The following is a 14250-nucleotide window of genomic DNA, read 5'->3' on the forward strand; positions in this document are numbered from 1 at the left end:
GGGTTGCGGGTATGGTTCGATCAGCGCTTGAGGATGCGATGCAACCAGCGCGAGGCGAGGTTGCCCGTGTCGCTCGATGCAGGTGCATCGTCTGCGTCATCCGCGTCGGTGCGTCGCGGGCGCGGAGGCAGGTAGCGATTGACCGGTTTGTAGTCGAGTTCCGGCATCAGCGTCACGCCGCCGCGATCGGCGACCAGCAGCGAGACCTTCGAGGTCGGATCGCCGAGGTCGCCGAAATGCCGCGCCTTGGTCGGGCAGGCCTGCACGCAGGCCGGCTGGCGATCTGCCTCGTCAAGCTTGTCGTTGTAGATGCGGTCCACGCACAACGTGCATTTCTTCATCACCCCTTCGACTTCGCTGTACTCGCGTGCGCCGTATGGGCAGGCCCACGAACACAGCTTGCAGCCGATGCACTTGTCCTCGTCGACCAGCACGATGCCGTCCTCGGCGCGCTTGTAGCTGGCGCCGGTCGGGCACACGGTCACGCAGGCGGGCGTCTCGCAATGCAGGCAGGAACGCGGGAAATGCAGGGTCTGCGCGGGCTGCTTCGTGGCCGCATCCGCTTCGAGTTCGTAGCTGTGCACGCGGTTGAACCACACGCCCTGCGGATCCTTGGCGAACGGGCGCTCGTCGGTCAGCGGCCCGGCGATGCCGCCCGCATTCCATTCCTTGCAGCTGGTCGCGCAGGCATGGCAGCCCACGCAGGTGTCGAGGTCGATGACCAGGCCGAGCTTTTTCTTCGACGGTGGAGGCAGTGTCGTCACGCGGGCTTGCGCCTTTGCACCGCTTCCGGAATCGCGTCGACGCGGCGCATCTCCGCATCCAGGGTGTTTTCGTCATCGCGATACGCCAGCGCGAGTTCGGTCGCGTCATTGCCCAGAACAGTTCGTCGCGCACCTTCAGCGTCGGCACACCGAACACGCCGAGGCGCATCGCTTCCTCGCCATTCGCCAGCAGCTCGCGCTTGACCTCGTCGCGGGCAATCGCCGCGGCAAGATCCTCGATGCCGAGCGAGCGGGCGACATCGGCCAGTGCCTCGATGCTGTCGGCGGCGCGGCCGTGTTCCCAGATATGCGCGAACATCGCATCGATCGCCGCCATCCGATCCGGCGCGGCCAGGCACAGGCGCAGCGCCGGCAACGGGTTGAACGGATGGGCGGGCGGGAACACCAGCGGGATCCCGGCCTGGCGCGCCTGCCACAGCACGATGCGGTAGGTATGCCGGCGCTTCTGCGGGATTTCCGCCGGGCCGAGCTGGCCGACATGGTTGAGGATCGCGGCGAACAGGATCGGCTTCGGATTCAACGCCACATCGGCATGGTCGCGGCGGAGGCGTCGCCACTGCAGGTAGGCGAACGGCGAGATGACATCGAAGTACCAGTCCAGCGATTCGCTCATTTCGAATTCCCCTTGCGCGACATGCGCTCGCGAAGCTGCGCGCCGTAGCGCAGCGGCGCTTCGTTCGCTTCGGTGAACGCGAGCGGCTTGAATTGCGGTTGGCTTTCGTCGACCTGCGCGCTCGCCTTGCGGATCGACACGCGCAGGTCGAACCATGCGGCCTGCCCGGTGACCGGATCGGCATTGGCGTAGTCGCCCTTCGGGGTGACGTCGGAGATCAGGTGATTGAGCAGGAAACCCTTGGTGCTTTCCGGCGCGTTCTTCGCCAGTTTCCACGCGCCCTTGCGCTTGCCGATCGCGTTCCAGCTCCACACCGTGTCCGGCTGCACGTTGGCGGCGAACTTCGCCTGCACGGTGATCGTGCCGTTGTGCGAGGTCACCTCGATCCAGTCTTCGTCGGCGATGCCGTACTGCGCGCCAGTGTCCGGATGCAGATACAGGTAGTTGCGCGTGGCGATCTGCCGCAGCCACGCATTCTGCGAACCCCAGGCGTGATACATGAACATCGGGCGCTGGGTGATTGCGGAAAGCGGGAAACGCGATTCCGTTCGCACCTGCCGATCGGGAACGGCTGCATTGACTTGTTCGTGCTCGAACGGCTCGTACCAGATCGGCAGCGGATCGAAATACGTGGCCACGCGCTGGCGATGTTCCGGCGGCGGTTGGTGCGGGCCGTGGCCCTGTGCGGCGAGCCGGAACTTCTGCAGGGTCTCCGAATACAACTGCAGCACGATCGGCTCGGCGGTGGGCACGAAGCCGAAGCGCTGCGCCCACTGCAGGTAATCGCGGTTGGCCATCTTGAAGTAGCGCGCCGACGCCGGCACCGGCGAATGCCAGAAGCCGCCGTGCTCGATGTAGCGCTGCAACTGATCGGGGTTAGGCGCGCCCTTGCCTTCGCTCTTCCCGTCTTCGCCGCGCCAGCCGGCCAGCAATCCCACTCCGGGCGCGCGTTCGTGGCGGACGATGTAGTCGGCATAGTCGCGATATTTCGGCGAGCCGTCTTCGTCGAGCAAACCGGGCAGGCCGATGCGCGCGCCGAGTTCGATCAGCACCGACTGGAAGCCGCGCACATCGCGCGGCGTGCCGTCTTGGCCGAGTTGCGTTGCCGGATCGAACACCGGGTGACGGATCGCATCGCTGGCGGCGTCGGCATCGCTGATCGGACGATCGAGCAGGCTGATCGCGTCGAAGCGTTCCAGGTAGGTCGTGTCCGGCAGCACCAGGTCGGCATACGCGACCATCTCCGACGCATACGCATCGGAGTAGATGATCCGCGGAATGCGGTACTCGCCAGCCTCGTCCTTGTCGGTGAGCCAGTGCATGGTCTCGCCGGTGTTCATCGCCGAGTTCCAGCTCATGTTGGCCATGAACATCAGCAGCGTGTCGATCCGGTACGGATCGCCGGCCCAGGCGTTGCGGATCACCGTGTGCATCATCCCGTGCGCGGCGAGCGGATACGCCCACGAATACGCATGGTCGATGCGCCGTGGCTGGCCGTGATGGTCGACGACCAGGTCCTCGGGCCCGTGCACGAAGCCGAGCGGCGCGGCATCCAGCAGGCCATCGGGCTTGCGAAGCTTGCCGGGACGGTTGGCCGGCGGGATCGGTTTCGGGAACGGCGGCTGGTAGCGGAACGAACCGGGCGCATCGATGGCGCCGAGCAGCAACTGCAGCAGGTGCAACGCGCGGCAGGTGTGGAAGCCGTTGCTGTGCGCGCTGATCCCGCGCATCGCATGCATCGACACTGGCCGTCCCACCATCTCCGCATGCTCGCGGCCCCAGCTGTCGGTCCAGGCGATCGGCAATGTGAGGTTGGAATCGAACGCGGCCTCGGCGAGTTCGCGCGCGATTCGGCGAATGGTCGATGCGGGGATGCCGCAGCGTTCGCTGACCGCCTCCGGCGCGTACTGCGGGTCGAGGTAGCGATCGACGATCAGCTGGAACACCGGGCGCGCGCTACGACCATCGGCAAGTGTGTAGTTGCCGACGACGGCGGGGGAGATGTCGATGCGGCCGGCATCGACAGCGACATTTTTCTCTGCATCCCAGCACAACGAACCGCCGTCCGCGTCGCGCGCGAACATGCCATCGTCCGCGCCGCCGGGATTGCCGATCACCAGCCAGTGCGCATTCGCATAGCGCACCAGGTAGTCCAGGTCGATGCGGTCCATCCGCAGCAATTCGTGGATCAGCGCAAAGGCGAACAGGCCATCGGTGCCGGGACGGATGCCGATCCATTCGTCGGCGATCGCGCCATAGCCGCTGCGCACCGGGTTGACCGCGATGACCTTGGCGCCACGTTCCTTCAGCTTGCCCAGGCCGAGCTTGAGCGGGTTGCTGTCGTGGTCCTCGGCCACGCCCCAGAGCATCAACAACTGCGTGTGCTCCCAGTCGGGCTCGCCGAACTCCCAGAAGCTGCCACCGACCGAGTACAACCCGCCAGCGGCCATGTTCACCGAGCAGAACCCGCCATGCGCGGCGTAATTGACCGTGCCGAACTGCTGCGCCCACCAACCGGTCAATGCCTGCGACTGGTCGCGGCCGGTGAAGAACGCGAGTTCATCGGGATTGCGTTCGCGGATCGGCTTGAGCCATGACGTGGCGATGTCGAGCGCCTCGTCCCATTCGATCTCGCGGAACTCGCCCGCACCGCGTTCGCCCACGCGCAACAGCGGCTTGCGCAGCCGCGCCGGCGAGTAGTGCTGCATGATCCCGGCCGCGCCCTTGGCGCAGAGCACACCCTGGTTGACCGGATGGTCGCGGTTGCCCTGGATGTAGCGAATCTTCCCGTCGGCCAGCCAAACCTTGATGCCGCAGCGGCAGGCACACATGTAGCAGGTCGTCGATTTGACCTCGTCGCCTGGCGAGGGCGAGAGGTTGAGGGCGGGATCGGCCATCCGCGCATTGTGCCCGCGTGCGCCGGGCACGGCCACGTCGCGCGGCACACGGCATAATCGTCGCATGGACCGCTACGAACGCATCATCGGCCTGCATCGCGTGTTGCAGGCTTCCCGCCGCCCGGTGACGGTGGCCCGGTTGCAGGACGAACTCGGCTGCTCGCGCGCCACTGTCTATCGCGACCTCGCCTTCCTGCGCGACGGCCTGATGGCGCCGCTCATCGGCGATGGCGAGGCCGGCTTCAGCTACGACAAGACCGAGTCCGATCGCTTCGAGTTGCCCGGCCTGTGGCTGAACTCCGAGGAGTTGCACGCGCTGCTGGCCGCGCAGCAACTGCTGTCGCGCAGCACCGGCGGCATGTTGTCGGCGGCGATGGCACCGCTGCAGCAGCGTGTCGAGAAATTGCTGGACGCGCATTCCGGCGGCAAGACCTGGCCGGTCGAGCGCGTGCGGGTGATTCCGCATCGCATCCGCCGGATGGACGAGCCTGCGTTCCGCATCGTCGCGTCGAGCGTGCTGGAGCGTCGCAAGCTGGCGTTCGATTACCGCGCCCGGTCGACCGACGAGAAAACCCGCCGCACCGTCAGCCCGCAACGGCTCACCCACTACCGCGACAACTGGTACCTCGATGCGTGGGACGAAACCAAGCAGGAGTTGCGCAGTTTCTCCATCGACCGCATCACCGGCGCGCGCTTCGCCGATGGCGTGGCCCGCGACGTCGCCGACGACGAACTCAACGCACACCTGGCCGGTAGTTACGGGATTTTCTCCGGCGCGCCGAAGGGCTGGGCGACGATCCTGTTCAGCGCCAAGGCCGCGCGCTGGGTCGCCGATGAACACTGGCATTCGCAGCAGCAGGGCCGTTTCCTGCCCGACGGTCGCTACGAACTGAAGGTGCCGTATTCGGTGCCGCGCGAACTGCTGATGGACGTGCTGCACTACGGCGCGGATGCCGAGATCGTGGAGCCCAAGGTCTTGCGCGAACAGGCGCGCGCGCACCTGCAGCTCGCCCTCGGCAACTACCAGCAATCGTGATGGGCGGCGTACCGGTCAGCGCGGCCTCGCGCGACGAACCGATCGCCTTGGCGCTCGGTGCGGGTGGCGCGCGCGGGCTGGCGCAGATCGGCGTGATCGAGGCGCTGCAGGCGCGCGGGCTGCGCATCGTCGCGATCGCCGGTGCGTCGAGTGGCGCGTTGGTCGGCGGTGCCTGCGCGGCGGGCAAGCTGGATGCGTTGCGCGACTGGCTGCTGGGCACCAGCCGCGGCTCGATGCTGCGCCTGCTCGATCCCGGCTTCGGCCGGCCCGCGTTGTTCACCGGCGACCGCCTGCTGGAGAAGCTGCGCGAGGTCGTGGGCACGCCCCGCATCGAGGACCTGCCGATCGATTTCACCGCGGTCGCGGTCGACCTGATGCGCCAGCGCGAAGTCTGGCTGCGCCGTGGCGACCTGTGGGATGCGCTGCGCGCGTCGTTCGCGATTCCCGGCATCTTCACCCCGTTCACCCTGGGCGGGCGCGAACTGGTCGATGGCGGCCTGCTCGCGCCGTTGCCGATCACCGCGACGCGCCTCTCGGGCGCGCATCGCCTGGTCGCGGTCGACATGCACGGCTGGCCGCAATCGCCGCCCGAGGAACTCCCGCAGGAATACGACGACGCGGAAGGCAAGAGCGCGCCCGGCGTCATCGGCCGCTGGATCGGCAAGCATTTCGGCGGCGATGCCGATGGCGACGGCAAGCCCGACCACCACATCGGCCTGACCGAAACCATGTCGCGCTCGCTGGACACCATGCAGGCGCAGATCGCCCGCGTGCAGCTGGCGCTGGATCCGCCGGAACTGCTGATCCGCATCCCGCGCGACGCCTGCCAGTTCTACGAATTCTGGCGCGGCGAGGAACTGATCGAGATCGGCCGCACGCAGGCCGACAAGGCGCTGGACGCGGCGGGGTATTGAGCGTCGCAGCCCGTGAGAAGCACGCCTTGCAACCTGTCCTCCACACGACAGGAAGCGCCGCCATGACCCGCGAAGACCTCGATTCCGCCCTCCGTCACGCCGTCATCCTCGGCACCTTGGCCGTGCTGCTTATTCCCGCTGCGCGCGGCAGTAGCGAGTGGCTGGGCTGGCTGCCATTGTGGCTGGTCGGCATGCCGTTGGCGGCGTGGTGGAGCCTGCGCGGGTTCCCGCTGCCGGAGATCGCCGTTCGCATGCCGCGGCGGCGGCGCGTGCAGGCAACCCGGCGCTCGCTGCGCCGGCTGCCGCAGCAGGCGTCGCTGGCACGCCGGGCCTGAGCTTCCGGCACATCGGCTGGGCGTGGGCCCTGTGCTAGCGTTCCGGGTTTCCCGTGACGCCCCGGAGCCGCCCATGTCCCAGCTGTCCAATGCCTGCCACATCATGAGTGTGGCTGCCGGCCTTGCCCTTGCCGGCGGTGCCGCCGCGCAGAACTCGCCAGCCGGCGATGATCCGTACGCTTGGCTGGAAGACGTGCAGGGCGCGAAGCAACTTGACTGGGTGAAGGCACGCAACGCCAAGGCCGAAGCCGAGATCGCCACCACCGCCGAGTTCAAGTCGTTGGAGGCGGAAATCCTCGCCATCCTCGATTCCGACGCCAAGATCCCCGGCGTGCAGAAGATCGGCGATTACTACTACAACTTCTGGAAGGACAAGCAGCACGAGCGCGGCTTGTGGCGCCGCACCACGCTGGCCGAATATCGCAAGGCCAATCCCGCGTGGGAGACCGTGCTCGACCTCGACGCCTTGAACAAGGCCGAGGGCACCAAGTGGGTCTGGCACGGCGCCGACTGCCTGCGCCCCGCCTACGAGCGCTGCCTCGTGGCGCTGTCGCCCGGCGGTTCCGATGCCGACGTCACCCGCGAGTTCGACCTCACCACCAAGCAGTTCGTGCAGGACGGTTTCTTCCGCGCGGAGGCCAAGGGCGGCCTGTCGTGGATCGACCGCGATACCGTCTACGTCTACACCGATTTCGGCAAGGGCACGCTCACCAGCTCCGGCTATCCGAACATCGTCAAGGAATGGAAGCGCGGCACGCCGCTGGCCAGCGCGAAGACCGTGTACGAGGGCAAGCCGGGCGACATGTACATCGCCGCCGGCCACGACCACACGCCCGGCTACGAACGCGATTTCGTCAACCGCACCCTGGCGTTCTACAACGACGAGTTGTACCTGCGCGGCGCCGACGGCAGCCTCGCCAAGGTCGACGCGCCGAATTCCGCACAGAAGGGCGTGCACAAGGACTGGCTGGTGCTGGAACTGCGCGAGCCGTACGAAGCCGGCGGCAAGGCCTACAAGCCCGGCTCGCTGATTGCCACGAATTTCAACGAGTTCATGGCCGGCAAGCGCGAGTTCACCGCGCTCTTCGAGCCCACCGACAAGTCGTCGCTGGCCGGCTACACGTGGACGAAGGACCACCTGGTCCTGAATGTCATGGAAGACGTGAAAAACAAGCTCAGCGTGCTGACCCCGGGCAAGGGCGCGTGGGCGAAGCAGGACTTCGTCGGCGCACCGACCATCGGCACCGTTGGCGTCGGTGCGGTGGACGATGAGGACAGCAATGCGGTGTGGCTGACCGCCACCGATTTCCTGACCCCGACCACGCTGTCGATCGCCGATCTTGGCAAGCAGCCGGAAGTGCTGAAGTCGAACCCGGTGTTCTTCGACGGATCGAAGAGCGTCATCGAGCAGCACTTCGCCACATCGAAAGACGGGACGAAGGTGCCGTACTTCCTGGTGCGTCCCAAGGCGCTGGCGTTCGACGGCAAGGCGCCGGCCCTGCTTTATGGCTACGGCGGTTTTGAAATCTCGATGACCCCCGGCTATTCCGGCGGGATCGGCAAGGGTTGGCTGGAGAAGGGTGGCGTGTATGCGCTGGCCAACATCCGCGGCGGCGGCGAGTACGGCCCGCGCTGGCACCAGGCAGCACTCAAGGCCAATCGGCACAAGGCCTACGAGGACTTCGCCGCGATCGCCGACGACCTGGTCGCGCGCAAGATCACCTCGCCGCAGCACCTGGGCACGATGGGCGGCAGCAACGGCGGCCTGCTGATGGGCAACATGCTGACCCAGTACCCGGAGAAGTTCGGCGCGATCGTGGTGCAGGTGCCGCTGCTCGACATGAAGCGCTACAGCCACCTGCTGGCCGGTGCTTCTTGGATGGCGGAGTACGGCGATCCGGACACGTCGGACTGGTCGTTCATCCAGGGCTTCTCGCCGTACCACCTGTTCGATGCGAAGAAGGACTATCCCGCAACGCTGTTCACCACCTCGACCAAGGACGATCGTGTCCACCCGGCGCATGCGCGCAAGATGATGGCGTTGATGGAAGCGGCCGGTAAGGACGTGCGCTATTACGAGAACATCGAGGGCGGCCACGGCGGCGCGGCGAACAACGCGCAGTCCGCGCACATGACCGCGCTGGCGTACACCTTCCTCTGGCAGCAGTTGAGCCAGCCCGCCAAGACCGCTGCCAGCGGTGATGTCGAGGATGCGAAGCCGCAGCGCCGCCCGCGTGGCGGCATATCGGGATCGCGCCTCTGAACCTCGGAGCACACCTCCCCAACCCTCCCCTGCATTCGCAAGGGAGGGAGCTTGCACGACGCAACCCAAGGCCCCATCCATGAAGTCCACCACGATCATCGCCGGTCTTTTCCTCATGAGCAGCATCGCCAGCGCACAAGCCCCGTCCACCCCGCCCGATGCGGCGAAGAAATCGCATGTGGTCAAGGCCCCGCATGGCGCAGAGCGGCAGGACGAGTACTACTGGCTGCGCGACGACAAGCGCGAGGACAAGGCGATGCTCGGCTACCTCAATGCCGAGAACGCCTACGCCGATGCATTGCTGGCGCCGCTGAAGCCGGTGCAGGACAAGCTCTACGACGAGATCGTGGCGCGCATCAAGCAGGACGATGCCAGCGTGCCGTTCCGCGAGCGCGGCTGGTTGTACTACAGCCGCTTCGAGGCGGGCAAGGATTACCCGATCCATGCGCGCCGCAAGGACGCCGCAGGCATCGATGCGAAGACGATTTTGCAGGCCAACGAATCCGCCGACTTTACCGGCGAAGAGGTGTTGCTGGACGTCAACGCGATGGCGACCGGCAAGGACTATTACGCGGTCAGCGGTCGTACGGTGAGCCAGGACAATCGCTGGCTGGTGTACGGCGACGACACCAATGGCCGCCGCCAGTACACCCTGCGGATCAAGGACCTGCAGACCGGCAAGGTGCTGGACGATGCGATTCCCGGCACCGCCGGTTACGGCGTGTGGGCCGACGACAACAAGACGTTCTTCTACGTCGAGAACGACCCGGAAACGCTGCTCAGCACCAAGGTGAAGAAGCACGTCGTCGGCACCGATCCGAAAAGCGACGTGCTGGTCTATGAAGAGAAGGACGATACCTACTACATGGGCATCGGCCGCACCCGCGACGACGAGTACATCGTCATCGTGCTGGACAGCACCGTGTCCAACGAGACGCGTTACGCATCGGCCGCAACTCCGGCCGAGTTCAAGGTGCTCGCACCGCGCGCGCGCGATGTCGAATACGACGCCGACCACCACGGCGGTCGCTGGGTGATCCGCACCAACGATGGTGGCGCGAAGAACTTCAAAGTCGTCACCGCCGCCGACGGCAGCGGCTCGCGCAAGGACTGGAAGGACTGGATCGCGCACGACCCGCAGGTCTTCCTCGAAGGCATCGAGTTGTTCGACGGTTTCGCCGCCGTGGCCGAACGCTCCGGTGGCCTGGAGCGCGTGCGCGTGCTCAAGGACGGCGGTGCCTCCGACTACGTCAAGGCCGACGAGAGCGCCTACTCGATGGGCCTGGACGTCAACGCCGAAACCGACACCGACTGGCTGCGCTACAGCTACACCTCGCTGGCGATGCCGGCGACCACCTACGAGCTCAACGTGAAGACCGGCGAGCGCCGCGAACTCAAGCGTCAGCCGGTGCCCGGCTACGACCCCGCCAACTACGCCACCGAACGCCTGTGGGCGACCGCGCGCGATGGCGTCAAGGTGCCGGTCTCGATCGTCTACCGGAAGGGCTTCGCGAAGGATGGCAAGGGTGCACTGCTGCAGTACGGCTACGGCAGCTACGGCGCGTCGATGGATCCGGGTTTCAGCGTCACCACGGTCAGCCTGCTGGATCGCGGCATGGCCTACGCCATCGCCCACATCCGCGGCGGCCAGGAAATGGGCCGCGCCTGGTACGAGGACGGCAAGCTGCTCAACAAGAACAACACGTTCACCGACTTCATCGACGTCACCGATTTCCTGGTGAAGGAAGGCTATGCCGCGCCGGACCGCGTGGCCGCGCTGGGCGGCAGCGCCGGCGGCCTGCTGATGGGCGCGATCGCCAACATGGCACCGGACAAGTACGAGGTCATCCTCTCGCAGGTGCCGTTCGTGGACGTGGTGACGACGATGCTCGATGCCACTATCCCGCTGACCACCAACGAATACGACGAATGGGGCAACCCCGAGCAGAAGAAATTCTACGACTACATGCTCAGCTACTCGCCCTACGACAACCTCAAGGCGCAGGCCTATCCGGCGACCTTCGTCGGCACCGGCCTGTGGGATTCGCAGGTGCAGTACTGGGAGCCGGCGAAGTACGTGGCGCGGCTGCGCGACCTCAACACCTCCAGCGAGCCGGTGGTATTCCGCACCAACATGGAGGCCGGCCACGGCGGCAAGTCGGGTCGCTTCCGCCGCTACCGCGAACAGGCGGAGATGTACTCCTTCATGCTCGACCAGCTGGGTGTCGACGCCGGCAAGTGACGCGTGTCCCGCCCCCTGCCTTGCGGCAGGGGGCTAGGGGAGAGCCGCTGCGGTTGGCGATACTCCCCGCATGAGATCGCGCTTTCGCCTGCTCTGGTGGTTGCTGGCCTACGCCAGCCTCGGTATCGGCATCGTCGGGATCGTGGTGCCGGGGCTGCCGACGGTGCCGTTCGTGCTGCTGTCCGCGTTCGCCGCCGCACGCGGCTCACAGCGCCTGCATGCATGGTTGCTGGCGCATCGCCAGTTCGGTCCGATGATCCGCGACTGGGAACGCGAAGGTGCGGTCAGCCGCCGCGCCAAACGCCTGGCCATCGCGATGATGGCGCTGTGCGCGCTGGTGATGTTCCTGACCGTGCCCAAGTGGTGGATGGCGGCCAGCGGCACCGCATTCATGGCCATCGTCGCGACGTGGCTGTGGCGGCGGCCCGAGCCGCGACAGTGAGCAGGGCCGCGGGTACACTGCCGGCATGATCAAGCGCCTCGCATTCGCCACGTTCCTGCTCTGCCTTCTCAGCGCCTGCGGCAACAAGGGCCCGCTGGTGATGCCGGATGCACCGGTCGACCTGCCGGCCCCGCCTGCGGACACGCCTGCGCCTGCCACCACACCGGAAAGCGCCAGCGGAACGCCTGCCGCGCGCCGCTGAGGCGTCGATGCCGCTGCACTTCACCAAGATGCATGGTGCCGGCAACGACTTCGTCGTGCTGGACCTGCGCGATGGCGCGCCACCACCTGATCCCGCCACCTGCGCCCGCATCGCCGACCGCCACATGGGCGTGGGCTGCGACCAGTTGCTGACCGTCGAGGCACCGCGCGAAGCGGGCTCGCTGGCGTCGTACCGGATCTGGAATGCCGATGGTTCGCCGTCCGGGCAGTGCGGCAATGGCGCGCGCTGCATCGCCGCCTGGCTGGTGCGCGACGGTGCGGCACCCGCGCAGGGCGAGTTCGTCATCGACAGCCCATCGCGCAGCCATCGCGTCGCGCATGATGACGAGGGTGGCTTCCTCATCGAGATGGGAACACCGCGGTTCGCGCCCGACGAGATCCCGCTGGCCGGTTTCCTGCAGGCGCAGGACGATTACGCGGTGCAACTCGCCAATGGCGAGCGCATCGAGCACCTGCGCTTCGGCGCAGTGTCGATGGGCAATCCGCATGCGGTGATCGAGGTCGCCGATGTCGACACCGCCGACGTCGCCCGCATCGGCCCGGCGCTGCAGCGACATGCGGCGTTCCCGGACTCGGCGAACATCGGTTTCGCGCAGGTGTTGTCGCCGGGCCACATCCGCCTGCGCGTCTTCGAGCGCGGCGTCGGTGAGACCCTGGCCTGCGGCAGTGGTGCCTGCGCGGCGGTGGCGGTGCTGGCGGCGCGCGGTCGCATCGACGGCGAGCGCGAGGTCGCGGTGGACCTGCCCGGCGGTCGCCTGCGCATCCGCTACGATCGCCACGCAGGAACGATATCCATGGGCGGCCCTGCTGCCTTCGTGTTTGAAGCAACGATGCAGCAACAAGGGAGTGGCGCGTGACGATGGGCCTGGACAACACCAACGAAAAACTCGGCGCGCATGAAGTGGCCGCATGGCTGCGTCGGCACCCGACCTTCCTGCAGCAGTTTCCCGACCTGGCGCTGACCCTGGTGGTCCCGCGCGAGGACGGCCCGGCCGCATCGCTGGCCAGCTACCAGTTGGAAGTCCTGCGCGACAAGAACCGCGAGCTCTCGCGCCGCCTGCACGACCTGTTCGCGAATGCGCAGGAGAACGAGCGGCTGGCGGTGCGCACGCACCAGCTGACGCTGGCGCTGATGAAGCAGGGCAGCGCTGCGGACACGCTGCGCGCAATGGCCGCATCGCTCGCCGAAGATTTCCAGGGCGACCTGGTACGCATCGTTGCCTTCCATCCGGTCGATGGCATCGGCGATGTCGACTGGTTGCAGGTGATCGCCCAGGACGACCCGCGCCTGGCCGGTTTCCGCGACATCCTCGGCAGCGGCGAACCGGTCTGCGGCCGCCTGCACCCCGACAAGAACGCGCTGCTGTACGGCCCGCGCGTCGACGAAGTGCAGAGTTCGGCGTTGCTGTCCTTGCCCGGCGTTGGCGTGGTCGCGGTGGGCAGCCGCGATCCCAATCGCTTCTTCCCCGGCATGGGCACGCTGTTCCTGCGCATGATGGGCGAGGCGCTGGCGACGGGGCTGCAGCGGTTCCCGCGCGGATGACATGAACGCGACGGGTCCGGTCGAGGCCTTCCTCGCGCACCTGTCGGTCGAGCGGCAAGGTTCGCCGCACACCCTCGACGCCTATCGTCGTGACCTCGGCGTACTGCAGGCCTGGGCGGACGGCAATGGCCGCGCCTTGCTCGACCTGCAGGGTGATGACATCCGCGCCTTCATCGCATCGGAACATCGTCGCGGGTTGTCGCCGAAATCATTGCAGCGACGCCTGTCTGCCTGCCGCAGCCTGTATCGCTGGCTGCTGAAGAATGGGCAGGTCGCGGCCAGTCCGGCCGAGGCGATCCGCGCACCCAAGGCACCGCGCAAGTTGCCGCAGGTGCTCGACGTGGACGAAGCCGTGCAACTGGTGGAAATCGCCACCGATGCCCCACTCGGCCTGCGCGATCGCGCCCTGTTGGAATTGTTCTATTCGTCCGGACTGCGCCTGGCGGAAACCTGCGCACTGCGCTGGGCAGACCTCGACTTCGAACAAGGCTTGGTCAGCGTGCTCGGCAAGGGCAGCAAGCAGCGCATCGTCCCGGTGGGTTCGCATGCGCGCGCAGCGTTGCAGGCATGGCGCGAGGCGTCGGGTGGCACGACCGCGTCGCCGGTGTTCCCGGGCCGCGGCGGCAAGCCGATCACCCCGCGCGCTGTGCAACTGCGCCTGCGCCAGCTGGCGATGCGCCAGGGCGTGTTCAAGCGCGTGCATCCGCACTTGCTGCGCCACAGCTTCGCCAGCCACATGCTGGAGTCCTCCGGCGACCTGCGCGGCGTGCAGGAACTGCTGGGCCATGCGGACATCGCCACCACCCAGATCTACACGCACCTGGATTTCCAGCACCTGGCCAAGGTCTACGACGCCGCGCATCCGCGGGCGAAGCGGAAAATCCAGGGGGCGCACGAGTAGCTCGGCCTCTGCTCGTCATTCCTGCGAAGGCAGGAATCCAGCGTCTTGGCTTTCAAC

The 14250-nt window shown here is 66.9% G+C and carries 11 protein-coding genes and 2 pseudogenes; 10 read left to right on the forward strand and 3 right to left on the reverse strand.

All coding sequences use genetic code 11. The annotated features are described in order from the left end of the window. Positions 1–20: 20 nt before the first annotated feature. From H9L16_RS06500 to H9L16_RS06510, 3 genes and pseudogenes are all read right to left on the reverse strand, one after another. Positions 21–764 carry a 4Fe-4S dicluster domain-containing protein gene (locus tag H9L16_RS06500; RefSeq protein ID WP_187553718.1) on the reverse strand — a complete coding sequence of 248 codons (744 nt, stop codon included), beginning with the start codon at positions 762–764 and terminating at the stop codon, positions 21–23. Between the two features lie 166 nt (positions 765–930). Beyond that, positions 931–1398, reverse strand: a pseudogene (locus H9L16_RS06505) (DsbA family protein); the annotation flags it as partial. Next, positions 1395–4295, reverse strand: a complete 2901-nt coding sequence (locus H9L16_RS06510) for a molybdopterin oxidoreductase family protein (protein ID WP_223158183.1) — start codon at positions 4293–4295, stop codon at positions 1395–1397. The pseudogene H9L16_RS06505 and the gene H9L16_RS06510, both read right to left, overlap by 4 nt. A gap of 64 nt (positions 4296–4359) precedes the next feature. Between H9L16_RS06510 and H9L16_RS06515 the strand changes: the two genes are divergently transcribed. The 10 genes and pseudogenes from H9L16_RS06515 (at position 4360) to xerC (ending at position 14193) form a co-directional block, all read left to right on the forward strand. Beyond that, positions 4360–5331, forward strand: coding sequence for a helix-turn-helix transcriptional regulator (locus tag H9L16_RS06515; protein WP_187553720.1), 972 nt, complete (start codon positions 4360–4362; stop codon positions 5329–5331). After that, positions 5331–6245 carry a patatin-like phospholipase family protein gene (locus H9L16_RS06520; RefSeq protein ID WP_187553721.1) on the forward strand — a complete coding sequence of 305 codons (915 nt, stop codon included), beginning with the start codon at positions 5331–5333 and terminating at the stop codon, positions 6243–6245. The genes H9L16_RS06515 and H9L16_RS06520 overlap by 1 nt, the downstream gene beginning before the upstream one ends. A gap of 62 nt (positions 6246–6307) precedes the next feature. Further along, entirely contained in the window at positions 6308–6580 is a 273-nt protein-coding gene (locus H9L16_RS06525) for a hypothetical protein (protein WP_187553722.1), read from the forward strand. A gap of 73 nt (positions 6581–6653) precedes the next feature. Continuing rightward, positions 6654–8753, forward strand: a pseudogene (locus H9L16_RS06530) (prolyl oligopeptidase family serine peptidase); the annotation flags it as partial. 169 nt (positions 8754–8922) lie between these two features. Further along, the gene (locus H9L16_RS06535; protein ID WP_187553724.1) at positions 8923–11085 is read left to right on the forward strand and encodes a S9 family peptidase; all 2163 of its coding nucleotides are present in this window, start codon (positions 8923–8925) and stop codon (positions 11083–11085) included. 70 nt (positions 11086–11155) lie between these two features. After that, positions 11156–11527 carry a YbaN family protein gene (locus H9L16_RS06540; RefSeq protein WP_187553725.1) on the forward strand — a complete coding sequence of 124 codons (372 nt, stop codon included), beginning with the start codon at positions 11156–11158 and terminating at the stop codon, positions 11525–11527. Between the two features lie 25 nt (positions 11528–11552). Next, positions 11553–11729, forward strand: coding sequence for an LPS translocon maturation chaperone LptM (lptM, locus tag H9L16_RS06545; RefSeq protein ID WP_187553726.1), 177 nt, complete (start codon positions 11553–11555; stop codon positions 11727–11729). A 7-nt stretch (positions 11730–11736) separates the two neighbouring features. Continuing rightward, positions 11737–12606 (forward strand): diaminopimelate epimerase, encoded by an 870-nt coding sequence (dapF, locus tag H9L16_RS06550; RefSeq protein WP_187553727.1) that lies wholly within the window; start codon positions 11737–11739, stop codon positions 12604–12606. Between the two features lie 2 nt (positions 12607–12608). After that, positions 12609–13292: a DUF484 family protein gene (locus tag H9L16_RS06555; protein WP_425507257.1), complete on the forward strand. Its 684-nt coding sequence runs from the start codon at positions 12609–12611 to the stop codon at positions 13290–13292. Position 13293: 1 nt separating this feature from the next. Further along, positions 13294–14193: a tyrosine recombinase XerC gene (gene xerC, locus H9L16_RS06560; protein WP_187553728.1), complete on the forward strand. Its 900-nt coding sequence runs from the start codon at positions 13294–13296 to the stop codon at positions 14191–14193. Positions 14194–14250 lie beyond the last annotated feature (57 nt).

Origin of the sequence: Thermomonas carbonis (assembly GCF_014396975.1) — a bacterium.
In the GTDB taxonomy this organism is placed as follows: domain Bacteria; phylum Pseudomonadota; class Gammaproteobacteria; order Xanthomonadales; family Xanthomonadaceae; genus Thermomonas; species Thermomonas carbonis.

What these genes read in the sequence shown, in the direction of transcription:
- H9L16_RS06535 (WP_187553724.1), top strand. Translation starts at nt 8,923, where the DNA reads ATGAAGTCCACCACGATCATCGCCGGTCTTTTCCTCATGAGCAGCATC.
- H9L16_RS06525 (WP_187553722.1), top strand. Translation starts at nt 6,308, where the DNA reads ATGACCCGCGAAGACCTCGATTCCGCCCTCCGTCACGCCGTCATCCTC.
- H9L16_RS06555 (WP_425507257.1), top strand. Translation starts at nt 12,609, where the DNA reads ATGGGCCTGGACAACACCAACGAAAAACTCGGCGCGCATGAAGTGGCC.
- H9L16_RS06510 (WP_223158183.1), bottom strand. Translation starts at nt 4,295, where the DNA reads ATGGCCGATCCCGCCCTCAACCTCTCGCCCTCGCCAGGCGACGAGGTC.
- xerC (WP_187553728.1), top strand. Translation starts at nt 13,294, where the DNA reads ATGAACGCGACGGGTCCGGTCGAGGCCTTCCTCGCGCACCTGTCGGTC.
- dapF (WP_187553727.1), top strand. Translation starts at nt 11,737, where the DNA reads ATGCCGCTGCACTTCACCAAGATGCATGGTGCCGGCAACGACTTCGTC.
- lptM (WP_187553726.1), top strand. Translation starts at nt 11,553, where the DNA reads ATGATCAAGCGCCTCGCATTCGCCACGTTCCTGCTCTGCCTTCTCAGC.
- H9L16_RS06515 (WP_187553720.1), top strand. Translation starts at nt 4,360, where the DNA reads ATGGACCGCTACGAACGCATCATCGGCCTGCATCGCGTGTTGCAGGCT.
- H9L16_RS06520 (WP_187553721.1), top strand. Translation starts at nt 5,331, where the DNA reads ATGGGCGGCGTACCGGTCAGCGCGGCCTCGCGCGACGAACCGATCGCC.
- H9L16_RS06540 (WP_187553725.1), top strand. Translation starts at nt 11,156, where the DNA reads ATGAGATCGCGCTTTCGCCTGCTCTGGTGGTTGCTGGCCTACGCCAGC.